This is a genomic window from Nocardia sp. NPDC051900 (genome assembly GCF_044452545.1).
GTDB classification, from domain to species: domain Bacteria; phylum Actinomycetota; class Actinomycetes; order Mycobacteriales; family Mycobacteriaceae; genus Nocardia; species Nocardia sichangensis.
This window is the reverse complement of record NZ_JBITBU010000009.1, coordinates 362,601-385,946: the sequence shown is the minus strand read 5'-3', so window position 1 is coordinate 385,946 and position 23,346 is coordinate 362,601. Positions and strand designations below refer to the sequence as shown.

Sequence of the window (23,346 nt, the reverse complement as noted above, 5' to 3'; positions counted from 1 at the left end):
GAAATATCTAAACTAGAGTCCGAAAACCCAGCAAAACAATCGCCAGCCGGAAATTAGCTGACTAAAAATGCCCGACCCTCCACACGGGGAGTGAAAAGGCCGGAACCAAAAAATAATTGGCACTGACATTCATCGACACACTATTGAGTTCTCAAAGAACACACGCACACACATTCAATCCGAATTACTTCGGACCTTCAGTGAGGCAACTTTTCCAGCTTAGCTCATTCGTTCACCCGATCAAAATCGGGCTCCCGATCGAGCCAGTGTGATCGCCAGGCGCTCCTCGTCCTACCTCGTTTCCCGGTCCTTCCGCTCGGCGTCTCCGCCTCACTTCTCGGCTCCGGGTCGGTGTCCGTGTCGCTCTGACTTGGAATAAGTTACGCGGCGGATAACGCTTCGTCAAATCGCCTGCCCAGCGCGCTTTTTCGCAGGTCAGCGGCGTGCGCGCAGCGAAACTCCGGCGCGAATGACACAAGTGTGATTCAGACCACGACAAGATCGATTGGCAGCGCTTCTACGACAATGCGCCCGTCGGCGATCAGCCACCCAGTGGAGCGCGGCGCGGAATGACTTTGCGATACGTGATCCGCCAGCCGACGGGTTCCCGCACCACCACGTCCTCATAGGTAACGCTTCCGCAGCGACCATCGGCGGCGATCCCGATTCCCTTCGACAACACCTGTGCGCGGTCGGCCTCACTTTCGGTGACGATCACATTCGTGACGTGATGGCCGACCGGATTCGCGTCGCCGAGCGCGAGGGCCGCGTCACGCACAGCGGCGATGCCACGCAATTCGCCGTATCCCATGGCGGTCAGGTCGTAGACGACCTCCGCGCTGAACAGCTCGTCCATGCGATCCAGTTCGCCCGCATCGATGATGTGGCCGTGCCGGGCGATGAGGTCGGTGATATCGAGGCGGTCTTCCACTGAGAGCGTCATGCGCAGCACCGTAGTGCCGCTTCCCGCATCGGGCAGCCGAGTATCCGCACGCCGCGGCGGCCTTCGCTCAGCCAGGCTTGTCCGCCGCACGAAGCAGTTTGGCGCCGAGCCGAGCGAGCAGGTCTTTCATCTCGACGGGTTCGACGACCTCGAAGTCCAGGTCGAGGTGCGCGATGCGGAGGGCGGTCCACTCCAGCGAATCCGCGGAGGTGCGCAAGAGACAGGTCCGCTCGTCCAGCGGTTCGACTTCCTCCGCGCGAACGCGGAACATCTCGGCCAGCACGGCGGCGCGGGCATGCACCCGCAGCACCACGGGACGAACCGGTCTGGAGCGCGCCAACTGGCTGGTCACGAAACTCGCCGCGTCGGCGGTGGGCAGCGCGCGAGGTGCGCAGCGTATTCCGATCGGCCGCGGTGACGTCACACGGTCCACGCGGAAAGTGCGCCAATCGGCGCGGTCGACATCCCAGGCGACCAGGTACCAGCGCCGACCCGCCGAGACCAGACTGTGCGGTTCGGCGAGGCGGCTGCTTTCCGCATCGGTCTTGTCGCGGTATCGGAAGCGGATCCGCTCGCTGTCGCGCGCGGCGGCGGCCAGGGCGACCAACACCTCGGGATCGATCATCGGACCGGCGGCGGGCCCGCCGAGCGAGACGGTGGTGGCGTCTATCGCGTCGACTCGGCGGCGCAAGCGCGACGGCAGGACCTGCTGCAGCTTCACCAAGGCGCGAGCAGCCGATTCCTCGATACCCGCGACCGCGCCCTGCGCCGCGCCGCGCAGTCCGAGCGTGATCGCGACCGCTTCCTCGTCGTCGAGCAGCAGCGGCGGCAGCGCCGCGCCCGCTTCCAGGCGGTAGCCGCCGATCGCGCCGAGGCTCGCGACCACCGGATACTCCAGCTCGCGCAGACGCTCCACGTCCCGGCGCACCGTCCGCACCGTGACGCCGAGCCGCGCGGCCAGTTCGGGACCGCTCCATTCGCGGCGGGTCTGCAACAGCGACAGCAGCTGGAGCAGTCGCTCGGCGGTCCGGGTCACGTACTCGAGTATGGCCGCGAAGGAGGACAGAAACCGACCTCATCGCTGCCTAGCGTGAGGTCCGTGCATGCAGATCGAGACACCATCAGAATCGTCGGGGCTCGTGAGAACAATCTGCGCGATGTCTCGCTGACGATCCCCAAAGGCAAGATCGTGGTCTTCACCGGCGTCTCCGGCTCGGGCAAGTCGTCGATCGTCTTCGGGACCGTGGCGGTCGAATCGCAGCGGCAGCTCAACGAGACCTTCACCTGGTTCATCCGCAATCGGCTGCCCAAATACGAGCGTCCGGAGGCGGACGCGATCGACAACCTGGCGCCCGCCGTCGTCGTCGATCAGAAGCCGATCGGCGGCAATTCCCGTTCCACGGTCGGGACCATGACCGACATCCACTCCGTCATCCGCGTCCTGTTCTCCCGGCACAGCGTGCCGAGCGCGGGCGAGGCCACGCGCTATTCGTTCAACGATCCGCTGGGCATGTGTCCCGCGTGCGGCGGTCTCGGCAATGTGGTGCGGCCGGATCTGGGCAAGCTCATCGACCGCGGCAAATCGCTCAACGAGGGCGCCATCACCTTCGGGCCCTTCGCGGTCGGAACGTTCCAATGGCAGCTCTACGCCGAGTCGGGGCTCTTCGATCCGGACAAGCCGCTGCGGGACTTCACTACCGAGGAATGGCAATTGTTCCTGCATGGCAAGGGTTTCCGGGTGCCGCGCAAGAATCGGAACGGTTCGGCGGGAAACAACGCGTACGAAGGCCTGTTGGAGCGGTTCGACCGCCTCTACATCAAGCGTGATCTCACCGCGTTGTCGGACAAGAATCGCGAAGCCGCCCGCGCGGTGGTCACCGAGGAGGTCTGCCCGGACTGCGGGGGCGCACGGCTCAACGCCGCCGCGCTGGCGAGCCGGATCGATGGCCTCGGCATCGCCGACTACGGCAGGCTGGAGATCACCGACCTCATCGAGGTGCTCGACCGCCTGGACGATCCGGTGGCTCGGCCGATCGCCCAGGCCGCCGTCGCCCGGTTGCGCCGGATCGAGGAGGTCGGGCTCGGCTACCTGTCGCTCGATCGGGAAACCGCCACCCTGTCCGGCGGCGAGGCGCAGCGCCTGAAGGTCGTCCGGCATCTCGGCTCCAGCCTCACCGGCATGACCTATATCTTCGACGAGCCCAGCGTCGGCATGCATCCCCGGGATGTGGGCCGGCTGAACACTCTGCTGAGCCGGCTGCGGGACAAAGGGAACACGGTGCTGGTGGTGGAGCACTCCCCCGATGTCATCGCCGTCGCCGACCATGTGGTCGACATGGGGCCGGGCGCCGGTTCCCGCGGCGGGCAGGTGGTGTTCCAGGGCACCGTCGATCGCTTGCGGCGTGCGGAGACGCCGACCGGTGCGGGCCTGCGCCGGGTGCGGCGGGTGAAGGAGGACGTCCGCGAGCCGGCGGGATGGCTCACCGTCGCCGATGCCGACGCCTACAACCTGAAGAACCTCACCGTACGGTTTCCGACGGGCGTGCTCACGGCGGTGACCGGGGTGGCGGGCTCCGGGAAGAGCACGCTGGTGTCCGGCGCGTTCGTCGCGGCGCATCCGCAGGTCATCGCGGTGGACCAGGCCGCGATCGCCGCCTCCCGGCGCTCCAGCCCCGCCACCTATCTCGGCATCATGGATCCGCTGCGTCAGCTGTTCGCCAAGCGGCACGGTGTCCGACCGGGCTTGTTCAGTTTCAATTCCGACGGCGCCTGCGGCGAATGCGACGGCGCCGGAGTGATCTTCACCGATCTGGCGTACATGGATCCGGTCACCACGATCTGCCAGGCCTGCCACGGACGCCGATACCGTCCGGAGGCGCTCGCTTACGAGATTCGCGGGGCGTCCATCGCCGACGTGCTGGAGATGCCCGCAGCGGAAGCGCTGGACTTCTGGGCCGCGGACGGGGACCGGCGGATCGGCACGCCGTTGCGGTCGCTGCTCGACGTCGGTCTCGGGTATCTCACCCTCGGCCGGTCGTTGTCCTCGCTGTCCGGTGGCGAACGCCAGCGCGTCAAGCTGGCCGATCACCTCCAGCGTCGCGCCGAAGCCGCTGTCTACGTGCTGGACGAGCCGACCACGGGGCTGCACATGGCCGATGTCGACGCGCTGGTCGGGCTGCTGGACCGGCTGGTCGACGCGGGCAACACGGTGATCGTCATCGAGCACGACCTGGACGTCGTCGCTCGGGCCGACTGGGTGATCGACCTCGGACCCGACGGCGGAAAGCACGGGGGCGAACTCGTTTTCGCCGGGACACCGGCGGACTTGCTGGCGGACGACCGGTCGCTGACCGCGGAATACCTGCGGCGCAGTGTCGTTGCCCGATGATTCCGCCACCGAGGACGTGATCGCGGCATCATGAATCCATGGCGACACGGGAGGTGGTCCGGGCGGGAGCTTTCGCGCGGATCTATGATCCGAGCGCCGGGGAGTCGGAAGCCTGGTACATCAACGATCACACATTCGTTCGCGACGCTGCCGGAAGGTGGCACCTTTTCGGGATCACCCACCCCGAGCCCGCGGATCCGTTCGACGAGATCGAGTTCGCTCACGCCACCGCCGACCGGCTGCACGGTTCGTGGACCAAGCATGCCTCCGCGTTGCGGGTGGACCGGGACTACGGGGAGACGCATCTGTGGGCGCCTTATGTGCTCGGCGCTCACGGCCGGTACCACATGTTCTACGCCGCGGGCGGCGCCGACCGCACCGCCGCGGCGATGAACCTGGCGACCTCGCCCGACCTCTTCCACTGGACCAGATCGGCGGAGGGCCCGCTGTTCCGCGACGGCTACGACGCTCGCGATCCCATGGTGGTGCGCGTCGGCGAACAATGGGTGATGTACTACTGCGCGACCAGCGCCCCGGCGGGTGGTCACCATGTCGTCGCCTACCGCACCAGCGCCGACCTCCTGCACTGGGGCGATCGGCACATCGCGTACACGGACCCGGCCAAAGGCACCGAGGCGGGCAACACCGAATCGCCTTACGTCCTCCGGTACGGGGGATGGTGGTACTTGTTCATCGGTCCGCGCCCGCATTACGTCGGCACCGACGTCTTCCGCAGTGACAATCCTTTCCATTTCCGCATCGGCGACAAGGTCGGACACATCGCGGCGCACGCCGCCGAGGTGGTCGACGAGGACGGCCGCTGGTGGATCACCAGTGCGGGGTGGGGACAGGGCGGGGTACATCTGGCGCCGCTCGGCTTCCCGCAGTCGCGGGTCGTCAAAACGGTTCCACGCTAAGCGGTCCGAAGCGCCGGGCCGAGCGCTATTTCGGCGAAACGCGTCTCCGCGCGCGGTCGCGGCTGGTATCTCTTGAGCGAGTCGAACTTCCGATCACCCACCTACGGGAGGGACCGGCATGGCCCGTATCGGCATCATCAGCATCTCCGATGGCCGCGACTATGTGCATGCGGGCATCGCCGATTTCATCGCCTCCACCGAGGACCGGCTGGTGGCCGCGCTCGCGGACGCGGGCCACGATGTGGTCCGTGGCGCGGCGCCGATCAGCGACAACGCGGCGGCCGGTGCGGTGGCGCGCACGGTCGCCGCGGCGGGCGTCGATCTCACCGTCCTGCATTACGCGGTCTGGGCGTTCCCGCATTTCACCATGCTGGCGGCGGGCGCGATTCCGGGGCCGCTGCTGTTGCTGTCGAATATCGACCCGGTCCAGCCGGGAATGGTGGGCATGCTCGCCGCCGGAGGTGCGCTGGATCAGGTCGGACGTCGGCACAGCAGGCTGTGGGGCGATCCGTCCGATGCCGAACTCATCGACGCGATCGGCGTGCGCGCGCGGGCCGCGGCAGCCGTGGCGAGCCTGCGCGGTTCGACGTTCGGGCGCTTCGGTGGGCGGCCGATGGGCATGAACACCGCGGTCGCCAACACCGATCAGTGGCAGCGCCTATTCGGCATCGACGTCGAGGAAATCGATCAGTGGGAGATCGTGCGGCGCGCGGAACTGGCCGACGCGGGCGAGACGAAGGCCGCGCGCGAGTGGCTGGAGCGCAACACCGCGGGCGTGTACTACGACGGCGCCAAACTCACCCCGCAACTGCTGGAACGTCAGATCCGCTCGTATCTGGCGGTGCGCGAACTGATCGACGAGTGGCGCCTGGATTTCTCGGGGATCAAGGGGCAGCCCGAACTCACCCAGTATTTCGCCACCATGGACGTCACCGAGGCCTTCCTCAACGATCCCTACGACTGGAACGGACCGAAGGAGCCGCACGTCTGCGCGACCGAGGCGGACATGGACGGCGCGCTGACCATGCAGCTGCTCAAAGGGATCGCGGGCACCCCAGTGCTGTTCGCCGACGTCCGGCACTATCACGCCGATCGGGACATCTGGGATCTTTGCAATTCCGGCCAGCACGCCACCTGGTTCGCCGCCCGCAGCGACGATCCGGCGGAGAACCTGGCGAAGGTACACCTGTACCCGGAGGTGTTCTTCTTTCCCGCGGGCGGCGCCTCGGTGCATCATCTGGCCGCGCCGGGCCGGATGACTCTCGCCCGGCTCACCCGGCTCGACGGCGACTACCGCATGCAGCTGATGCTCGGCGAATTCGAGGAATACGACGAGCAGACCAACGAAGCCCTGATGAAGCAGTCGACCCGGGAATGGCCGCACGCGTTCGCCCGGCTGGACGCGCGCGCCGAGGATTTCCTGAACCGCTTCGGGGCCAACCACATTCACGCGGTGCCCGGCGACCACCGAGAAGCCGTGCGCGCGACGTGCGAATTGCTCGACGTCACGGTGGACGAGTTCACGCGGTGACGATGTTTCTCGGTATCGACATCGGGACCTCGAGTTCGAAGGGCGTGCTCACCGACGCGCGCGGCACGGTCATCGCCAGGGCCGAGCGGGCGCACGAGGTATCCATGCCGCACCCCGGCTGGGTCGAGCACGACGCGGAGAAGGTGTGGTGGGCGGATTTTCTCGCACTCGCCCGTGAGCTGGTGGCGGCGGCCGGCGGCGCCGCGCTCGAGGGACTCGCGGTGTCCGGCATCGGCCCGTGCCTGTTGCCCGCCGACGCGGAGGGCACGCCGTTGCGCCCGGCCATCCTCTACGGCGTCGACACCAGGGCGAGCGTCGAGATAGCGGAACTGAACGACGAATTCGGCGCGCGGGCCGTGCTCGACCGCGCCGGATCGCCGCTGACCAGCCAGGCTGTCGGCCCGAAAGCCCGGTGGCTGGCCCGGCACGAGCCGGATGTCGCCGCACGCACCGCGATGCTGCTGATGGCGAGTTCTTTCCTGGTGCACCGGCTCACCGGCCGGTACGTGCTCGACCACCAATCGGCCAGTCAGTGCGTGCCCCTCTACGACCTGCGCGAACGTGCCTGGGCGAGCGACTGGGCCGAGCGGATCGTGCCGGGCTGGCGGCTGCCGGAACTGGCTTGGCCCACCGAGATCGTGGGCCGGGTGAGCGCGGACGCGGCGGCCGCGACCGGACTTCCGTCGGGGCTGCCCGTCACCACCGGGACCATCGATGCCTGGGCCGAGGCGGCCAGCGTCGGCGTCCGCGCTCCGGGTGACGCGATGATCATGTACGGCACCACCCTGTTCCTGGTGCAGGTGCTCACCGATCCGCGCCCGCATCCCGGCCTCTGGGGCACCTGCGGCACCTGGCCGGGCACGTATACCCTCGCCGCGGGCATGGCCACCTCCGGCGCGGTCACCGACTGGCTGCGCAAGCTCGTGGGCGGCGAGTTCACCGACTTGGTCCCCGCGGCAGCGGAGGTGCCCGCGGGGAGCAGGGGGTTGCTCGCACTGCCCTATTTCGCCGGGGAGCGCACGCCCTTGTTCGATCCGGACGCACGCGGCATCGTCGCGGGATTGACGCTCGGGCACGGACGGGCCGAGCTCTACCGCGCGGTTCTGGAGGGCATCGCCTACGGAGTGCGCCACAACCTCGAGGCCATGACCGAAGCAGGCGGGCAGGCGGGGCGTCTGGTCGCGGTGGGCGGCGGCACCAGAGGCGGGCTGTGGACCCGGATCGTCTCCGATGTCACCGGGCTGCCGCAGCAATTGCCCGCCGACACCGTCGGGGCGAGTCTCGGCGACGCCCTGCTCGCGGCCGAGGCCGCCGGGATCGACACCTCCGGGTGGAATCCCGTCGTCGACATCGTGCGACCGCAGCCCGAAAGTGTCGCGATCTACGACGAGTACTACCGGCACTACCGCGATCTGTACGATCGAACGACGAATATCGCGCATTTCCTCGCGGCCGAACAGCACCGCGCCGGGGCGGCTTCCTGATCGCGAATATCCGTGCGACGATGCACAGTTGCTCCGCGGAACGATACGAGGATGTCATGCCCACGATCACCTTGACCCAGGACAATTTCGACTCCGTCGTCACGTCGCATCCGATCGTGCTGGTGGACTGGTGGGCCGGTTGGTGTGGGCCGTGCCAGTATTTCGCTCCGGTGTACGAAGCGTCGTCGCAGCGGCATCCGCAGATCGTGCACGGCAAGGTCGATACCGAAGCCGAGGTCGCGTTGACCGCCGCCGCGCAGGTGACGCAGTATCCGACGGTGATGGCGTTCCGGGACGGCCTGCTCGTCTACTCCGCCGCGGGCGTCCTCGCCTCGGACGCGCTGGAAGACCTTGTGCAGCAGATCCTCTGGCTGGACATGGACCAGTTCCGCCGGGAACTCGCCCAGCAGACCGACACCCGGCAGTTGGCCGCGACCGGCGGAGCCGCCACGGCGCACCGGGCCGGGCTCGCGCCGACCGCACCCCGGTACGGATGGCCGGGACTGTGACCGCGCCGGGCGGTGAACTGTGGCGGCTGGACGGCACGCGAACGCGGTCGGTCAGCGCCGAGAATCCGACGGGGGCGCCCGGCGCGGGGGCGCGGGCGACCGACGGCACCGGAGCGCACGCGGCACGGCTGCTCGGGGCGGGGTGGAAGATCTCCCCCTCGATCGCGCTCGCCCACGGCGAAACCGCCACGCTGGCCGACGTATCCGGTCCCGGCGTTTTCCGGCATTTCTGGTTGACCACCGAGCGTTCCGTCCTTCGCGGGCTGACGCTGCGGATGACCTGGGACGACGCGGCACGGCCCGCGATCTCCTCGCCCCTCGGCGACTTCTTCTGCAACGGATGGGGCGAGACCGCCCTGCTGAGTTCGGAGATGGTGGTCGTCGCGCCCGCTGGGGGATTGAACAGCTACTGGCCCATGCCGTTTCGGCACCGAGCGCGCATCACGCTCGAAAACCGTTGCGGCCGCGAGGTTCCGGTGTACTACCAGGCGACTTACACCGAAGAGGACGTACCGGACGAAGCGGGGTATCTGCACACCCGATGGACGCGGACCACCGGCCTGGGGAACCCTGCCGTCCACACCGTGCTCGACACGGTGCCGGGGCCGGGCCGCTACGTCGGCACCTACCTCGCCATCCGCCCTGGCGCGCCGGGATGGTGGGGCGAGGGCGAGGTCAAGTTCTTCCTCGACGGGGACACCGAGCATCCGACCATTTGCGGGACGGGCACCGAAGACTATTTCGGCGGCGCCTGGAATTTCGATCTCGACGGGACATACCGGACATATTCCACGCCTTATCTCGGGCTGCATCAAGTGCTGCCGCCGGAGGAAATCTATCGAGCGGATCAGCGCTTCGGCATGTATCGCTGGCATGTGCGCGATCCGATCTGTTTCGAACGCGAACTGCGCGTCACCGTCCAGGCCCTCGGATGGCAGGACGCCGAGACCTATCTCCCGCTGGAGGACGCCGACGTGGCGACCACCGCTTGGTGGTATCAGGCCTGAGCGGAGTCGTCCGCATCCGGTGGGAGCTCCGACGCCAGCAGTTCGTCGGCGCGCGCCAGCGCCGCGTCCATGCCCGCGGTGAGATCGTCCATCACGGTCAGGCCGTCCAGCAGTCCGGTGAGTTCGTCCTGCACGGCGCGTAGCTCGGCGATCGCCGGGTCGACGGGGAACCACGCGACCGAGTCGCGCCACCACGGATCGTCGCAGAGCCATGCCCACAGCACATCCCGCACCAGCACCGGGTCGGAGGTGTACATCTGGAACGACTCGGTCGCCGACCCGGCCCGGTGCTCCAGCTCGTAGACGCCGTCGGGCAGCAGCCTGGCCCGGATCTCGTGCAGGTCGGCACGGCTGAGTTCGAGCACGGCGTCTTCCGGCCCGGCCGGTTCGCCGAGCAGGTCGCCGAGCGCTTTCTCGGTCAGCTCCGGCAGCTGCGTCCCGTCTCCCGTGCGGATGCGCACGTCGGTGGGGTCGATGCTCATCGCGACAGTCTGCCCGATACGGCGGCGGAATACCCGAAATGCTCCGGTGCCGGGCGGCGAGGGGCAAGGTGGTCGGTATGGGTGTGCTCCAGACGATCGGACGATTCGCCGGATCGCGCGACGGGCTCGTCCTCGAAATGCGACCGGTTTCCGCCGAGGTGTCGATCCGCCCGCGTCCGCTGTGCGACGGGGGCGGTGTCGGCCACGCGAGCGGGCTTCGATCGGGGCGCGCGCCATGACGACGGTGGCGGGAGTCGACAGTTCCACCCAGGCGTGCAAGGTCGTGGTCTGCGACGCCGACAGCGGTGAGATTCTCGCTCAGGGGCGGGCCACGCACCCGGAGGGGACCGAGGTCGCCCCGGCCGCGTGGTGGGACGCGCTACAGACGGCGAGTGCGGGATTGCTCGACGACGTCGACGCGATAGCCGTCGCGGGGCAGCAACAGGGCTTGGTCCCCTTGGACGCGGCTGGTGTCCCGGTGCGGGACGCGCTGCTGTGGAACGACGTCCGCTCCGCCGACGCGGCGAAGGAACTGATCGCCGACCTGGGCGGCCCGCGGGCGTGGGCCGATGCGGTCGGCAACGTACCGGTGGCAGGCCTGACCGTCGCCAAACTGCGCTGGCTGGCCGACCACGAGCCGGAACTCGCCGACAACACCGCCCACGTCGTGATGCCACACGACTACTTGACCTGGCGGCTACGGGGCGGCGGACCGGGACACATGCTCGAGCCGACCACCGATCGGGGCGATGCTTCCGGCACCGGCTATTGGTCACCAGCCGACGGAGACTATCGCGAAGATCTGCTCGCCATGGCTTTTCGTGGGCGCCACCCGGGCCTGCCCCGGGTCCTCGGCCCGGACCAGTCCGCCGGGCACACACCCTCGGGCGCGCTGGTCGCCGCCGGAACGGGAGACAATGCCGGGGCCGCGCTCGGCTTGGGCATCACTGATGGCGATGTGGTGGTCTCCCTCGGCACCAGCGGAACGGCATACGCTCGCACCGACCGTCCGGCCGCCGACGCGACCGGCGCGGTGTCCGGTTTCGCGGACGCCACCGGCGCGTTCCTGCCGCTGGTCTGCACGCTCAACGCCGCCCGCATCCTCACTTCGACCGCCGATCTGCTCGGCGTGGATCTGCCGACGCTGGAATCGCTGGCCGCGCAGGAGCCGCCGGGCGCGGACGGCGTGGTCATGCTGCCCTACCTCGCCGGTGAACGCACGCCCAACCTGCCGCACGCCGCGGGCAGCCTGCACGGGTTGCGGCCGGAGGCGATGCGCCCCGGCACGGTGGCCCGCGCCGCCTTCGAGGCTCTGCTGTGTCATCTCGCCGACGCGCTCGACCACCTCACCGAGATCGGCGGGGTCTCGCCGCGGCGCGTGCTGCTCATCGGCGGCGCGGCGCGCTCCCGGCTGGTGGCGGCGATCGCCGCGCAGGTCTTCGGCGTCACGGTGACGGTGCCGGAACCGGCCGAGTACGTGGCGCTCGGCGCTGCCAGGCAAGCGGCATGGGCGCTCAGCGGCACGTCCCGGCCGCCGTCCTGGCCCGCATGCTCGGTCGCGGAGATTCCGCCACCGGCCGACACCGCGACCGGACGGGACATCCGGGCCGCGTATCGGAGAACCCGCCAGGCGCTGTACGGCTGACCACTGTCTTCACCGCAGTCCCTGCGTGCGCAGCGAATTTGGAAGCACTCTGTTTTCCGCTCTGCGGGTAGCCGATTTTCGTCGCCGGGTGGCGCCTCGACGGCCGGAGGGGTTGGATCACCTCGTCGAAGAGAGGTGGACGAATGACCGATACCCAGGTGCGAAGGGCGGTGACGGCGGAACGAGCCGAACTCGCCGAACTCCTGGCCGGACTGGACGCCGAGGGCTGGGACTCGCCGACCCTCTGCGCGGGCTGGCGGGTACGCGAAGTGGTCGCGCACATCACCATGCCGTATCGCCTGTCGAGCGCGCGCCTGGCGGTGGGGATGGTCGCGGCGTTCGGGAACTTCAACCGCTTGGCCGACCGCACCGCCCGGATGGACGCCGCCACGCTGAGCACCTCGGATCTGCTGAAATCACTGTGGGACAACGTCGATCACCCCTGGCGCCCGCCGGGCGGCGGGCTCTCCAACGCGTTGAGCCACGATGTGATCCACGGGCTGGACATCACCGTTGCCCTGGGCCTGGACCGCTTGGTGCCCGAGGACCGGATGCGCTTGGTGCTGGACACGATCGACCCCAGGACCGTCAAGCTGTTCGGCGCCAAACTCGGCGGCATCGAACTGCGCGCCGACGACCTGGACTTCAGCTACGGGTCCGGGACGGTGCTGTCGGGGCGCGCCCAAGACCTGCTGCTCGTCCTCTGCGGCCGCAAGCTGCCCGCCGGACACCTCAGCGGCGAGCCCGCGGAGCGATTCACCGCACGCGACTGACCCGACGCCCGTAGCTCACCGGCCGGTTTCGGCGCACGCACGCAGGTAGGCAGCCGTTTCGTCGTCGGCGGGGAAGTACGCTTCGACCGCGACCTCGTCGAGCGTGATGTCGAATGCCGCGCCGAAGGTCGTGATCGTGCTGAAGAACGCGAGTTCCGTGTCGCGGTGGCGCAGTCGGATCGGCAGCAGGATGTCCGCGATGTCACTGTCCGCGCCGCCCGGCGAGCCGTAGGAGCGCAGTTCCTCGTGCAGCGCGGCCAGTTCGGGATCCCCGGTCGCCATCACCTGGCGTGCCAGGCGGGGCAGCAGGAAAGCGCGGACCTGCTCGAGATTGCGCAGCCGGGAGGCGAAGCCCGCCGGGTGCAGGCCGAGCCGCATCATGTTGATCGGCGGTTCGAGCAGTCGCGGATCGACACCGTCGAAGAACACGCCCACACAGTCGTTGGCCTGCACCAGATTCCAGCGCCGGTCCACCGCCAGCGCCGGATACGGTTCGTGCAGCCGCAGTACCCGCTGCACCGCGTCGCGGGCGCGCCGCAGCGCGGGGTCGTTCCAGTCGCTGCGCCGGAACTCGGGAGCGTGTCCGGCGGCGATCAGCGCGCGATTGCGTTCGCGAAGCGGAATGTCGAGCTGTTCGGCCAGGTGCAGCACCATGGCTCGGCTGGGCGTCGTGCGGCCGGTCTCGACGAAACTGACGTGCCGGGCGGACACGTCGGCCTGGATGGCCAGATCCAGCTGGCTCAGCTTCCGCCGGTGCCGCCACTCTCGCAGCAGCTCGCCGACCGGTCGATCACCGTTCATCGGCCCAGTATCACGACGCCCGGGTCACGCCCGCCATTACATGGCGGGTAATCGACACCCCGGTTCGCGCGCTGCCAGTCTCGTCGGCATGACGAACGACAGCGCGGCGGTGCGCAACAGGGAACTGCTCCTGAACGGCTTCACGGAGTTCGCGGCGGGCAACGTCGATGTGCTGCGCACTCTGCTGCATGACGACTTCCTCGAGCACAGCCCCGGAAATCCCTCCGAGAAGGACGCTTTCATCGAGTTCATCGCCCAGGCACCGGTGGCCGGGTCGAAGCTGGAGCTGGCGCGGGTGATCGCCGACGACGAATACGTGGTCATGCACTACCGCATGATCCCGCCGGGCGACGAAGAGCCCGACCTGGCTGTGGTCGACATCTGGCGGGTGGCCGACGGAAAGATCGTGGAGCACTGGGATGTCGTGCAAACGGTGCCCGACCCCGCGCAGATACCGCACGGCATGTTCTGAGCGGGAAAATTCGGTTCTCCGGCGACGGTTTCACCGGAGCCCGACCGTCACCTGCCGTGCAGCGACCGCGTCCGATCGGGTACCGGGGTCCGAGTACCCGATCGGATCGTCGGCGGTACGTGCGTGATTCGCGCACCAGCCGCCACATGCCGTCGCGCCACGAGTCGGTCAGCGCGAGAGCGGTGTCAGATGGTCATCGCCGGGCCGAGCGTCCGGCAGCGCGCACGATCGCGGCGAGTGCCGCCGCCTGCGCGGAATCGGCTCGGCCGCAGGACCAACCGAGGTGATCGCCGCTGCGGTACTCCAGGTAAGCGATGGCGCCCTCGTCTCGGTCCGTCTTCTGCTGGGTCAGGCCGAGCACCTCTACGCGATACCCCGCCTCGGCCAGTGCCTCGGTGAGCGCCGCGACCGGGCCGCCGCCGCGCCGCGTACGGTGGGTGACGCCGTCGACGATCAGCGTGATCTCGGTGTCCGCTTCGGCGCCGTCGCCGCTGGTGCGCCAGTCCTTCACGGCCGGCCCCGACGGGTCGTCGCAGTAGATCGCCTCGAACAGATCACGCAGTTCGACGGCGCTGATCTCGACGCCGGTGTCGTCGGCGAGCGCTTGCACGTGCCCGGCGAAATCGATCTGCAGCCGTCGTGGCAGGTCCATGCCGTATTCGGCGTGCAGCAGGTAGGCGATGCCACCCTTGCCGGATTGGGAATTGACCCGGATCACCGCGTCGTAGCTGCGGCCGAGGTCCGCGGGATCGATGGGCAGATACGGCACGTGCCAGTCGGCCGCGCGCTCGGGAATGCCCGTCGCGGCGGCCCGGGCGCGATGCTCGGCCATGCCCTTCTTGATCGCGTCCTGATGAGTCCCGGAGAACGCGGTGTGCACCAGATCGCCGACATACGGGTGCCGTTCGTGGATCGGCATGCGCGTGCAGTATTCGACGGTGCGCCGGATCTCATCGATGTCGGAGAAGTCGATCATCGGATCGATGCCCTGCGCGTGCAGATTCAGCGCCAGCGTGGCGATGTCGACGTTGCCGGTGCGCTCACCGTTGCCGAAGACACAGCCCTCGACGCGTTGCGCGCCCGCGAGTACCGCCAGCTCGGCACACGCGACGCCGGTGCCGCGATCGTTGTGCGGGTGCACCGACAGGATGACGCTGTCGCGGCGAGCCAGATTGCGGTGCATGTATTCGATCTGGTCGGCGTAGACGTTCGGGGTGGCGACTTCGACGGTGGCGGGCAGGTTCAGGATGACCGGCCGCCGCGGTGTGGCGTCCCACAATGTCGTCATCCGGTCGCAGATCTCGAGGACGTAGTCGGGCTCGGTCAGGTTGAACACCTCGGGCGAGAACTCGAACCGCACGTTCGGCAGGTCCCCGGCGCAGTCCAGCACGGCGCGCCCGCCGTCGAGGATCAGCTCGCGCAGCGCCGCGCGGTCCTTGCCGAGCACGATGTCCCGCCACGCGGGAGCCGTCGCGGTGTACATGTGGATCACGACGTCGTTGGGGATGCCGCGGACCGATGCGAGGGTGCGCTCGATGAGATCGCGCCGCGCCGGGGTGAAGACGGCGATCGTCACGTCCTCTGGCGCGAGATCCTCCTCGGCGATGAGCCGAACGAAGTCGAAGTCGGTCTGGGACGCCGACGGGTAGCCGACCTCGATCTCCTTGTAGCCCATGGCGACCAGGAGCTCGAAGAAGCGTCGTTTGCGCGCCGGGTCCATCGGCTCGGCGAGTGCCTGATTGCCGTCGCGCAGATCGACCGGCACCCACAGAGGCGCCTGCGTGAGCCGGGCGTCGGGCCATTTCCGTTGCATGAACGGTACTTCCACGCGTCGGTGGATGTCACGATAGCGGTGCGACGGCATTTGCGAGCGCCGCTGGCGATTCCACGCCGGAGCCTGATCGGGCACCTGCCCCGCAGGCGTGTGGATGGTGGGGAATGCGGTGGTCATGGGTCTGCTTCCTGGCCATTGCGGCCGTCACGACAAGGGTGACCGGCCACGACGAAGCCCCACGGCGGGCGGCCGGTCGTTCAGGCCCCGCCGTGGCGGCTAAGCAGAAGCATGGTGCGCATGATGGCTAGACTGTACACGACTCCTCAGACAAGTAGAGAGGTAGTGAATGATCTCGCAGGTACGGCGCCATCCACTGGCCGCGCAGGCGGCCGAAGTGCTGCTCGCCCGCATCCAGGCGGGCGAATGGCCGCTGGGTCACCGCCTGCCCGGTGAGACCACCCTGGCCGCACAGCTCGGCGTCGGACGCTCGACGCTGCGGGAGGCGATCCGCGAGCTGGCCGGTAAAGGCGTCCTGGACAGCAGGCAGGGCGCGGGCGTTTTCGTGACCGCGCTCGAGGCGACCGAGGAATGGGACGCCGTGTTGCGCCGCGCCACCATCGCCTCGGTGATCGAGGCGCGCATCGCCATCGAGGCCGAGGCCGCCGCACTGGCCGCCCAGCGGCGCACCCCCGCCGACCTGCGCATGATCCGCCGGGCCCTGGCCGCGCGCGAAGCACACGGCGAGCCGGTGGCCGAGCACGTCGACGCCGATATGGCGTTCCACCGGGCGGTCATCGTGGCCGCCCACAACGACGTGCTGACCCAGTTGTTCGACAGCTTCCTGCCCCGGTTGCGGCTGGCGATGATCGACATGTTGAAGATCCGCCCGGTGCCGTCGGAGTCCGTGGATCACGCCGCGCATCAGCGGCTGGCCGACGCCATCGCCGCCCGCGACCCGGCCGCCGCGGCGGAGTACAGCCGCGCCCACCTGACCACTCTGAAAGAGGCTTTCACGTGACCGAACCGGTGCTGGAATTGACCGACGTGACCTTCCGCCGCGAGGGCAAGAAGATCATCGGCGGGATTTCGCTGACCGTGCGCGCCGGCGAACGCTGGGCGCTGCTCGGTCCGAACGGCGCGGGAAAGAGCACCCTGCTCGGCTTCTGCGGCGCGGTCACCTTCCCCACGTCGGGTTCGGTCCGTGTACTCGGCGCTGAACTCGGCCGCGTCGAATTGCAGCAGCTGCGCCGCGGCATCGGCCAGGTGAACCCACGCCACCCGTTGCGGTCTCCGCTGACCATCCGCGAGGTCGTGCTGACCGGCCTGACCGCGACGATCGACACCCCCATGCGCTGGACACCGACAGCCGACCAGCTCGACCGAGCCGACGCGATGATCGACACCGTGGGCCTGACCGGAAAGGCGACGGAGATCTGGCCCACGCTGAGCCAGGGCGAGCGCGGCCGGACGCTCATCGCCCGAGCGCTGATCGCCGAGCCACGGCTACTGCTGTTCGACGAACCGTCCACCGGCCTGGACGTCGCCGCGCGCGAGCAGTTGCTGGACACTCTCGACACCCTGGACCGTACCCACCCCGACGTCGCCTCCATCCTGGTCACCCACCACTTGGAAGAGCTGCCCAGCACGACGACCCACGCGTTGCTCATCGCGGGCGGTCACGCCGTCGCGGCGGGCCCCGCGCTGGAGACGATCACCACCGAGAACGTCACCGCCGCCTTCGCACACCCGGTGGAGGTCCGCCACGACGACGGCCGTTGGACCGCGCGAGCGGCCCGCAAAACCATCGCGTGGCCGCGGTAGGCGCTTCGGCCGGAGAAATTTCCGCCGACATGTCGATTCGGGCGGGGGTCGTTCGATGCAGTGATGTGAGGATCGACCGATCCTGACGCCACATCGACCGAGGATGCCGAGATGCGATACATGATGCTCATCCGCCTTGACCCGCCACTTCCCCGGAGCCGGACGACGCGCTGGTCGAACAGGTGGGCAAGGTGATCGAGGAGATGACCAAGGCGGGCGTGCTGCTGGACACCAACGGCCTGCACTCGATCACCGAAGCCACCAGGGTCACCCAGTCCGGCGGCAAGCAGACCGTGCTGGACGGACCGTTCACCGAATCCAAGGAGATCGTCGGCGGATACTGCATTCTGCAGGTCAAGTCGAAGGAAGAGGCGGTGGAATGGACCTCTCGTTTCCTCGCCGTACACGGACCCGAATGGGACATCGAGGTCGAGGTCCGGCAGATCGCCGAACCCGCCTGAGCGGGCACGGCGGATGAGCGGGCAGCCGTCCGCGGATTCGGCGCGACGCGCCGCCGAAGCCGTGACCCGGATGGAATGGCCCCGGTTGGTCGCCGGGCTCACCCGGGTGGTCGGCGATATCGGCGCCGCCGAGGAACTGGCGCAGGACGCGTTGGTCGCGGCGTTGGAGCAGTGGCCGCGCGACGGCGTGCCGCCGAACCCGGGCGGCTGGCTCATGCTCACCGCCAAGCACCGGGCGATCGATCGGGTGCGGCGCAACCGCACCTTCGCCCGCAAGCTGGAGCTGCTCGGTCGCGATCTCGTGACCGAGCAGCCGCCGCCCGATACGAACGACGACCTGGTCGAGGACGACCTGCTGCGAATGATGTTCACCGCCTGTCACCCGGTGCTCACCGAACCGGCCCGGGTCGCGCTCACCCTGCGGCTGCTCGGCGGGCTGACCACCGAGGAGATCGCCCGGGCGTTCGTCGTGCCGGAATCGACCGTGGCGCAACGGATCGTGCGCGCGAAACGCACCATCGCCGACAAGCGGGTCCCCTACACGGTGCCACGCGGTGCCCAGCTGGCCGATCGGTTGGCCTCGGTGCTGGCCGTGGTCTACCTGATCTTCAACGAAGGCTACGCGGCGACGGCGGGCGAGGACTGGATCCGCGAGGAACTGTGCCAGGACGCGCTGCGCCTGGCCCGCATGCTCGGCGAGTTGTTGCCCGCCGAGCCGGAGACGCACGGCCTGGTCGCGCTGCTGGAGCTGCAGGCTTCCCGGCTGCCCGCGCGCACCGGAACCGGCGAAGAGGTGGTGCTGCTCGACGACCAGGACCGCGCACGGTGGGATCGCCTGCTGATCCGGCGCGGGCTGGCCGCCCTCGGGCGGGCGAACAGCGCGGCACGTGAGCGCGCCTTGCCGCCGGGACGGTACGCGCTGCAAGCCGCGATCGCCGCGGTGCACGCGATGGCGGCGACGCCGGAAGAGACCGATTGGCGGCGCATCGCCGGACTGTACGCCGTTCTGGCGCAACGCTTTCCCTCCCCCGTCGTGGAGCTGAATCGCGCGGTCGCGGTAAGCAAGGTGCACGGCCCCGCCGCGGGGCTGGAGCTGGTGGACGCGCTCGTCGCCGCGGGCGCCCTCACCGACTACCACCTGCGCTACGCCGTGCGCGGCGACCTGCTCGCCCAGCTGGGCCGGTATGCGCAGGCCCGCGCCGAATTCACGCGCGCGGCGGAACTGACGGGCAATACTTCCGAGCAGGCCCTCCTGCTCGACCGGGCGGTCGCCTGCGCGCAGGCCGATTGACCGCACCACGGTGGTAACGCCGCTGTAATCGCCACACCGCAAACGCGTGTGAGCATGCAACGAAATCGATTACCACCGAAGGGAATACGACTACGTGTGGCAGCTCTATCGAGCAGTACTCCGCACCGGCGACCACCGCCTGCTCGGCTACGTGGACGCGGGCCCGCGGCTCATGGAACACGCCAGGATCGGCCACCACCTCGTCCAAGGGATCGAGCGACTGCTCACCGAACCCGCTCGGGTCACCTGGGCGGGACGGGATGCGCAACGACCCCGACTAGGCGAAAACCTCTACCGCACAGCAGGTTCGGTCGCCGCACTGCTGCCGCCGGAACACGGTGCGGTCGGCCGCTATCTCCTCAATCACGACCTGCGGATCTTCGTGGACAAAGCGACCGTACTGGAGAACGAGGCCCGTCACCGCATCCACCCACTCCCCTTGCTCACCGCCGAACCCACACCGGATCCCGGCCGCACGGTGGGCGACCGCACCCTCCTCGGCTCTTGGGCACACGCCCTGATCTCGGTCCGCGACACCGTGCCGAAAGGCTATGAACAACGCAAGTTCGACTTGGTCGAACGCCTTTCGTAAACCTCACCCTTCGCTCGTGCGGATGACCTCCGGTCTCCCCCACCGCCCGGATCGCTCTACCGTCGCCGGTCGGGCACCTCGCGGCCGATGCGGCGCTACCGTTCCGGTGGCCCCGGAGAATCCGCTGGGGCCGCGCGGTATTCGGCTTCGGCGAGTTCCTTCAGCGTCAGCAGTTGCTTACGCATCATGAGCAGGTCGCCGAGGGCCAGTGCCACCGCGACGAGTCTGGGCGCGCCGCAGCGTATTCGGACCAGGAGGCGGGTTCCCGCGCCTTCTGGTCGCACCGCGTAGGTGACGCACACCTTGCCCGAGACCAGCGTGATGTGCCTGCCCAAGACGAAGGAGACCAGCTCGAATTGGGACATGAACCGTTGCCCCACCGCCAGTTCGGTGAGCATCGGGTCGCGCCGGCGCGGGCTGCGTTTGCCGAAGTTGTCCAGCAGGTCGTAGCTGTACGGCGCGACGCGCAACTGGCACAGCCAGGCGTAGACGAGAGCGGGCGGCGCGTCGACGCTGATCGCGCGATCGGCCTGGAGACCGCCCGGTTGCCGGTCGTCGCACGGTAAGGGAGCCTCGCGTTCGGCTTCGGTGGCGCCCCACACCGTCCCCGGGATCATGCCGCCGCCGCGATCCTGCGCAGCATGTGACGCACCGCCAATCGGTGACCCCCCGTCCCCACGACCAGCGCACGATAGATCCGGCCGTGCAGACCGGGAAAGTCGCCGTAACTACGCGCGCGGACGCGCGTCCGGCCCGGGCCCTCCTCGTCCAATTCGAAGATCAGCGCGTATTTCGAGAACCAGTGCTGGCCGCGCAGCGCCAAACGGTGCGGTTCCGCGACGGAATCGACGACGAACCCGGTGGGAGGCGACGGCTCGCGCGGGTCGCGACAGACGACTCTCAGCATCGCTTGCCACGCCCGGTCGCGATTCGCGTCGACCGATCTGGCATGCTCGTCAATATAGGACAATCGCTCCATATAGAAGGAACGTACTAGTACATGGCGCCGCCCCGCAAGCACGACAGCGACGTGATCCTCGACGCAGCACGCGCGCTGGTCCTCGCCGAAGGGCCCCGCGCGGCCAGCGTGTCGGCCATCGCCGAGGCCAGCGGCGCTCCGGTCGGCACCCTGTATCACCGCTTCGGCAACCGCAACGGTGTGCTCACCGCGGCGTGGCTGCGCGCGCTGCGCCGTTTCCAGGACGGCACCCTCGCCGCCGCCGACCAGCCGGATCCGGTGGAGGCGGGCGTCGGGATGGTGCGCGCCGCCTTGCGGTTCGGCCGCGAACTCCCCCAGGACGCCAAGCTCCTGCTAGAGCTGCGTCCCAGCGATCTGCTCGACGGCGAGCCGGACGCCGAGTTCCGCGCGACCCTGGCCGAGATGAACGCGCCGCTGATCGAGCATCTGCGCCGCATCGCGCTCGCCTTGTTCGGGAGGGACGAGGAGCGAGAGATCGATGCGGTCAGCCGCGCGATCGTCGACCTGCCCTATGCGGCGCTGCGCCGCCACGCCCACGCCGCGCAGCTGCCCGCCTGGCTGGAAGAGGACCTGGCTGCCGCCGCCCGCACCCTGCTGACTTCTTATCGGCCCTGACCTGGCCACGGCTCAGCCGGTGATCAGCCCAGGAGTGAGTTCGTCGAGGCCGGAGATAACCTTGGCGGCCAAGCCGAGCGCATCGGAAGCGGGCGGGTACTCCGGGCGCGGCGCCGCGATCACCCGCATCCCGGCCGCGTGGGCCGAGCGCATGCCGTTGCTCGAGTCCTCGACGGCCACACAGTCACTCGGCCGCTGACGCAGGAACGTCGCGACCGTCAGGTAGACGTCCGGCGCCGGTTTGCCGCGATCGACCTCCTCGGTGGAGAAGGTGACGGAGAAGTACTCGATCAGACCCGTCCGGCCCAGCACCGTGTCGATGAGCGCGCGCGGCGACGAACTGGCCAGCCCCAGCGGCCAGTGCTCACAGATCCGCTGCACGGCCTCGACCGCACCCGGCAGCACCGGCACGCCCTCGGCGTAGCGCTCGGACATCCGCTCGATCACCTCCCGCGCGACGGTCTCCGGGGGCTCGCCGACCCCGAGTTCGCCGCTCAGATAGGCCGACCATTCCCCGGTGCTCATCCCCATCAGCCGCTGCTGGGTGTCGGGCAGCCATCGCCCACCCTTCTCCGCGACGTAGCCACGCCGCACCAGTTCCCAGACCGGCTCGGAGTCGATCAATACGCCGTCCATGTCGAACACGACCGCGGTGATACCCATGCGCACAGAGCCTTTCGCCAGCCGAAGCGGTCAGGGATCCAGCGCGGCCACAACGCGTATCCGGCCCGCCGGAACCAGGCCGATACCACCCGGGAAAGGCGATATGCGGTCGCGCACCAGCCTAGGCGGTGACGGCTCGTGACGACGGACACAGCACCCGCGCGGCGAGCATTCACCGGGCAACCGATAACTTGTTCTCATGAACGAACCGCAGGACGGCGACTCGCTGCCGAGTCAGGAGCACCACGAGGGCGGGTTCCGGCCGATGACCCAGCTGATCGCCGCCCACGAGGCAGCCAAGGACGACATCTCCCGCGGCGGTCCGCACTACGGCCAGTTCATCGAGCAGGTGCGCGGCCTGATGGACCGCGTCCGGCTGGCCTCGCCCTCCGACGAGCTGGCGGTGGAGGCGATCGGCATTCTCAAGGAGCTGAACGACAAGCTCGACGCCGCACGGGTGGACGAGTGGTCGACGCCCAACTGGACCCGCTTCGACCTGCCCGCCCGCGGCAACATCACCCTGCCGCCGTTCTTCATCGACCATGTCGACCCGCAGAACGGCGTCGACGCGCGCCTCACCTTCCGCACCTTCCACCTCGGCGGCAACAGCGCCGCCCACGGCGGTCAGATCGCCATCGCCTTCGACGACTTGCTCGGCATGGCGGCCGCGGTGCGCTCCGGCGCGGTGACCAGAACGGCGTCGCTCACCGTCGACTACCGCTCCATCACGCCGCTGAACACCGAACTCAAAGTGCGCGCGTGGGCCGAACGGCAGGAGGGGCGCAAGGTCTATGTGCGGGCCACCCTGCACGACGGCGACCGGCTGTGTGCGGAGGCGAACGGCTTGTTCATCGTGCTGAAGCCCGGACAGCCCTGATCCTCGGCGCCTGCGCGGCGAGGATCGGCCGGTTCGAGCCTCGGTACCGCATCTGCCGGAGTCCGCTGGGCGGCGTCGGCTTCGCGCACGGGTGGTGAACGGCGCGGCCACCGAATGCTGGGGAGAACGTGGGGCCCCAGTTCCCTGTCCACTACGCTCGCGCCGCCTTCATAGCGCCCGTGCTCGCTGGCCCCCGGTGCACACTTCCGCGTCGACGGATCGCGACTCCGCCGACACGGAAATGGTTGCGCACCTGGATGACCGAATCGCCTGCCGACGAGCCGGGCGCCGGGCGCCCTTGCGAATGGCGCACTGTGCGCA

Annotated in this window: 24 protein-coding genes; 16 read left to right on the top strand and 8 right to left on the bottom strand. The window is 68.8% G+C overall.

Going from position 1 to position 23,346, the window contains the following annotated elements; genetic code table 11:
• Positions 1–541 precede the first annotated feature (541 nt).
• Positions 542–943 carry a nuclear transport factor 2 family protein gene (locus ACIA5H_RS18440; protein WP_364437868.1) on the bottom strand — a complete coding sequence of 134 codons (402 nt, stop codon included), beginning with the start codon at positions 941–943 and terminating at the stop codon, positions 542–544.
• Between the two features lie 67 nt (positions 944–1,010).
• Entirely contained in the window at positions 1,011–1,979 is a 969-nt protein-coding gene (locus ACIA5H_RS18435) for a helix-turn-helix transcriptional regulator (protein WP_397076876.1), read from the bottom strand.
• 63 nt (positions 1,980–2,042) lie between these two features.
• Between ACIA5H_RS18435 and ACIA5H_RS18430 the strand changes: the two genes are divergently transcribed.
• From ACIA5H_RS18430 to ACIA5H_RS18405, 6 genes are all read left to right on the top strand, one after another.
• A complete protein-coding gene (locus tag ACIA5H_RS18430; protein WP_356969565.1) occupies positions 2,043–4,331 on the top strand; it encodes an excinuclease ABC subunit UvrA in 2,289 nt (762 codons plus the stop codon).
• A gap of 38 nt (positions 4,332–4,369) precedes the next feature.
• The gene (locus ACIA5H_RS18425) at positions 4,370–5,248 is read left to right on the top strand and encodes a glycosyl hydrolase family 32 (RefSeq protein WP_397076875.1); all 879 of its coding nucleotides are present in this window, start codon (positions 4,370–4,372) and stop codon (positions 5,246–5,248) included.
• A 118-nt stretch (positions 5,249–5,366) separates the two neighbouring features.
• Positions 5,367–6,779 carry an L-fucose/L-arabinose isomerase family protein gene (locus ACIA5H_RS18420; protein WP_397076874.1) on the top strand — a complete coding sequence of 471 codons (1,413 nt, stop codon included), beginning with the start codon at positions 5,367–5,369 and terminating at the stop codon, positions 6,777–6,779.
• Positions 6,780–6,781: 2 nt separating this feature from the next.
• Positions 6,782–8,263, top strand: coding sequence for an FGGY-family carbohydrate kinase (locus ACIA5H_RS18415; RefSeq protein WP_397076887.1), 1,482 nt, complete (start codon positions 6,782–6,784; stop codon positions 8,261–8,263).
• A 56-nt stretch (positions 8,264–8,319) separates the two neighbouring features.
• Positions 8,320–8,772 (top strand): thioredoxin family protein, encoded by a 453-nt coding sequence (locus ACIA5H_RS18410; protein ID WP_379256211.1) that lies wholly within the window; start codon positions 8,320–8,322, stop codon positions 8,770–8,772.
• Positions 8,757–9,779 carry a glycoside hydrolase family 172 protein gene (locus tag ACIA5H_RS18405; protein ID WP_379256213.1) on the top strand — a complete coding sequence of 341 codons (1,023 nt, stop codon included), beginning with the start codon at positions 8,757–8,759 and terminating at the stop codon, positions 9,777–9,779. Before ACIA5H_RS18410 ends, ACIA5H_RS18405 begins: the two co-directional genes overlap by 16 nt.
• Here the strand turns inward: ACIA5H_RS18405 and ACIA5H_RS18400 are convergent.
• Positions 9,770–10,261: a hypothetical protein gene (locus ACIA5H_RS18400; protein ID WP_397076873.1), complete on the bottom strand. Its 492-nt coding sequence runs from the start codon at positions 10,259–10,261 to the stop codon at positions 9,770–9,772. The genes ACIA5H_RS18405 and ACIA5H_RS18400 overlap by 10 nt on opposite strands.
• 235 nt (positions 10,262–10,496) lie before the next feature.
• Here ACIA5H_RS18400 and xylB point away from each other — a divergent pair, with 235 nt between their 5' ends.
• Both xylB and ACIA5H_RS18390 read left to right on the top strand, forming a co-directional pair.
• Positions 10,497–11,906: a xylulokinase gene (gene xylB, locus ACIA5H_RS18395; RefSeq protein ID WP_397076872.1), complete on the top strand. Its 1,410-nt coding sequence runs from the start codon at positions 10,497–10,499 to the stop codon at positions 11,904–11,906.
• A 143-nt stretch (positions 11,907–12,049) separates the two neighbouring features.
• On the top strand, positions 12,050–12,679 hold the full coding sequence (locus ACIA5H_RS18390; RefSeq protein ID WP_379256218.1) for a maleylpyruvate isomerase family mycothiol-dependent enzyme: 630 nt from the start codon (positions 12,050–12,052) through the stop codon (positions 12,677–12,679).
• A 15-nt stretch (positions 12,680–12,694) separates the two neighbouring features.
• Here ACIA5H_RS18390 and ACIA5H_RS18385 read toward each other — a convergent pair whose 3' ends face one another.
• Entirely contained in the window at positions 12,695–13,480 is a 786-nt protein-coding gene (locus ACIA5H_RS18385; protein WP_356969581.1) for a helix-turn-helix transcriptional regulator, read from the bottom strand.
• Between the two features lie 88 nt (positions 13,481–13,568).
• On the opposite strand from ACIA5H_RS18385, the gene ACIA5H_RS18380 reads away from it, so the two are divergent.
• Complete coding sequence (locus ACIA5H_RS18380) at positions 13,569–13,952, top strand: nuclear transport factor 2 family protein (RefSeq protein ID WP_397076871.1); 384 nt, start codon at positions 13,569–13,571, stop codon at positions 13,950–13,952.
• Between the two features lie 193 nt (positions 13,953–14,145).
• On the opposite strand, the gene ACIA5H_RS18375 is transcribed toward ACIA5H_RS18380, so the two are convergent.
• On the bottom strand, positions 14,146–15,903 hold the full coding sequence (locus ACIA5H_RS18375) for a 2-isopropylmalate synthase (RefSeq protein ID WP_397076870.1): 1,758 nt from the start codon (positions 15,901–15,903) through the stop codon (positions 14,146–14,148).
• A gap of 169 nt (positions 15,904–16,072) precedes the next feature.
• Here ACIA5H_RS18375 and ACIA5H_RS18370 point away from each other — a divergent pair, with 169 nt between their 5' ends.
• From ACIA5H_RS18370 to ACIA5H_RS18350, 5 genes are all read left to right on the top strand, one after another.
• The gene (locus tag ACIA5H_RS18370; protein ID WP_397076869.1) at positions 16,073–16,744 is read left to right on the top strand and encodes a FadR/GntR family transcriptional regulator; all 672 of its coding nucleotides are present in this window, start codon (positions 16,073–16,075) and stop codon (positions 16,742–16,744) included.
• On the top strand, positions 16,741–17,547 hold the full coding sequence (locus ACIA5H_RS18365; RefSeq protein WP_355078939.1) for an ATP-binding cassette domain-containing protein: 807 nt from the start codon (positions 16,741–16,743) through the stop codon (positions 17,545–17,547). The genes ACIA5H_RS18370 and ACIA5H_RS18365 overlap by 4 nt, the downstream gene beginning before the upstream one ends.
• A gap of 191 nt (positions 17,548–17,738) precedes the next feature.
• Positions 17,739–18,008 (top strand): YciI family protein, encoded by a 270-nt coding sequence (locus ACIA5H_RS18360; protein ID WP_397076868.1) that lies wholly within the window; start codon positions 17,739–17,741, stop codon positions 18,006–18,008.
• Between the two features lie 13 nt (positions 18,009–18,021).
• Positions 18,022–19,299 carry an RNA polymerase sigma factor gene (locus ACIA5H_RS18355; RefSeq protein ID WP_397076867.1) on the top strand — a complete coding sequence of 426 codons (1,278 nt, stop codon included), beginning with the start codon at positions 18,022–18,024 and terminating at the stop codon, positions 19,297–19,299.
• A gap of 94 nt (positions 19,300–19,393) precedes the next feature.
• Positions 19,394–19,891 (top strand): hypothetical protein, encoded by a 498-nt coding sequence (locus tag ACIA5H_RS18350; protein WP_379256228.1) that lies wholly within the window; start codon positions 19,394–19,396, stop codon positions 19,889–19,891.
• A 95-nt stretch (positions 19,892–19,986) separates the two neighbouring features.
• On the opposite strand, the gene ACIA5H_RS18345 is transcribed toward ACIA5H_RS18350, so the two are convergent.
• Positions 19,987–20,508: a hypothetical protein gene (locus tag ACIA5H_RS18345; protein WP_379256229.1), complete on the bottom strand. Its 522-nt coding sequence runs from the start codon at positions 20,506–20,508 to the stop codon at positions 19,987–19,989.
• A complete protein-coding gene (locus tag ACIA5H_RS18340; protein ID WP_379256231.1) occupies positions 20,505–20,798 on the bottom strand; it encodes a hypothetical protein in 294 nt (97 codons plus the stop codon). Before ACIA5H_RS18340 ends, ACIA5H_RS18345 begins: the two co-directional genes overlap by 4 nt.
• A gap of 93 nt (positions 20,799–20,891) precedes the next feature.
• Between ACIA5H_RS18340 and ACIA5H_RS18335 the strand changes: the two genes are divergently transcribed.
• Positions 20,892–21,485: a TetR family transcriptional regulator gene (locus ACIA5H_RS18335; RefSeq protein WP_355078927.1), complete on the top strand. Its 594-nt coding sequence runs from the start codon at positions 20,892–20,894 to the stop codon at positions 21,483–21,485.
• Between the two features lie 12 nt (positions 21,486–21,497).
• On the opposite strand, the gene ACIA5H_RS18330 is transcribed toward ACIA5H_RS18335, so the two are convergent.
• Positions 21,498–22,148: an HAD family phosphatase gene (locus ACIA5H_RS18330; RefSeq protein WP_355078925.1), complete on the bottom strand. Its 651-nt coding sequence runs from the start codon at positions 22,146–22,148 to the stop codon at positions 21,498–21,500.
• Between the two features lie 199 nt (positions 22,149–22,347).
• Here ACIA5H_RS18330 and ACIA5H_RS18325 point away from each other — a divergent pair, with 199 nt between their 5' ends.
• The gene (locus tag ACIA5H_RS18325) at positions 22,348–23,025 is read left to right on the top strand and encodes a PaaI family thioesterase (RefSeq protein ID WP_379256235.1); all 678 of its coding nucleotides are present in this window, start codon (positions 22,348–22,350) and stop codon (positions 23,023–23,025) included.
• Positions 23,026–23,346: the final 321 nt, after the last annotated feature.

What these genes read in the sequence shown, in the direction of transcription:
- ACIA5H_RS18440 (WP_364437868.1), bottom strand. Translation starts at nt 943, where the DNA reads ATGACGCTCTCAGTGGAAGACCGCCTCGATATCACCGACCTCATCGCC.
- ACIA5H_RS18425 (WP_397076875.1), top strand. Translation starts at nt 4,370, where the DNA reads ATGGCGACACGGGAGGTGGTCCGGGCGGGAGCTTTCGCGCGGATCTAT.
- ACIA5H_RS18420 (WP_397076874.1), top strand. Translation starts at nt 5,367, where the DNA reads ATGGCCCGTATCGGCATCATCAGCATCTCCGATGGCCGCGACTATGTG.
- ACIA5H_RS18415 (WP_397076887.1), top strand. Translation starts at nt 6,782, where the DNA reads ATGTTTCTCGGTATCGACATCGGGACCTCGAGTTCGAAGGGCGTGCTC.
- ACIA5H_RS18410 (WP_379256211.1), top strand. Translation starts at nt 8,320, where the DNA reads ATGCCCACGATCACCTTGACCCAGGACAATTTCGACTCCGTCGTCACG.
- ACIA5H_RS18405 (WP_379256213.1), top strand. Translation starts at nt 8,757, where the DNA reads ATGGCCGGGACTGTGACCGCGCCGGGCGGTGAACTGTGGCGGCTGGAC.
- ACIA5H_RS18400 (WP_397076873.1), bottom strand. Translation starts at nt 10,261, where the DNA reads ATGAGCATCGACCCCACCGACGTGCGCATCCGCACGGGAGACGGGACG.
- xylB (WP_397076872.1), top strand. Translation starts at nt 10,497, where the DNA reads ATGACGACGGTGGCGGGAGTCGACAGTTCCACCCAGGCGTGCAAGGTC.
- ACIA5H_RS18390 (WP_379256218.1), top strand. Translation starts at nt 12,050, where the DNA reads ATGACCGATACCCAGGTGCGAAGGGCGGTGACGGCGGAACGAGCCGAA.
- ACIA5H_RS18385 (WP_356969581.1), bottom strand. Translation starts at nt 13,480, where the DNA reads ATGAACGGTGATCGACCGGTCGGCGAGCTGCTGCGAGAGTGGCGGCAC.
- ACIA5H_RS18380 (WP_397076871.1), top strand. Translation starts at nt 13,569, where the DNA reads ATGACGAACGACAGCGCGGCGGTGCGCAACAGGGAACTGCTCCTGAAC.
- ACIA5H_RS18375 (WP_397076870.1), bottom strand. Translation starts at nt 15,903, where the DNA reads ATGACCACCGCATTCCCCACCATCCACACGCCTGCGGGGCAGGTGCCC.
- ACIA5H_RS18370 (WP_397076869.1), top strand. Translation starts at nt 16,073, where the DNA reads ATGATCTCGCAGGTACGGCGCCATCCACTGGCCGCGCAGGCGGCCGAA.
- ACIA5H_RS18355 (WP_397076867.1), top strand. Translation starts at nt 18,022, where the DNA reads ATGAGCGGGCAGCCGTCCGCGGATTCGGCGCGACGCGCCGCCGAAGCC.
- ACIA5H_RS18345 (WP_379256229.1), bottom strand. Translation starts at nt 20,508, where the DNA reads ATGATCCCGGGGACGGTGTGGGGCGCCACCGAAGCCGAACGCGAGGCT.
- ACIA5H_RS18340 (WP_379256231.1), bottom strand. Translation starts at nt 20,798, where the DNA reads ATGCTGAGAGTCGTCTGTCGCGACCCGCGCGAGCCGTCGCCTCCCACC.
- ACIA5H_RS18335 (WP_355078927.1), top strand. Translation starts at nt 20,892, where the DNA reads ATGGCGCCGCCCCGCAAGCACGACAGCGACGTGATCCTCGACGCAGCA.
- ACIA5H_RS18330 (WP_355078925.1), bottom strand. Translation starts at nt 22,148, where the DNA reads ATGGGTATCACCGCGGTCGTGTTCGACATGGACGGCGTATTGATCGAC.
- ACIA5H_RS18325 (WP_379256235.1), top strand. Translation starts at nt 22,348, where the DNA reads ATGAACGAACCGCAGGACGGCGACTCGCTGCCGAGTCAGGAGCACCAC.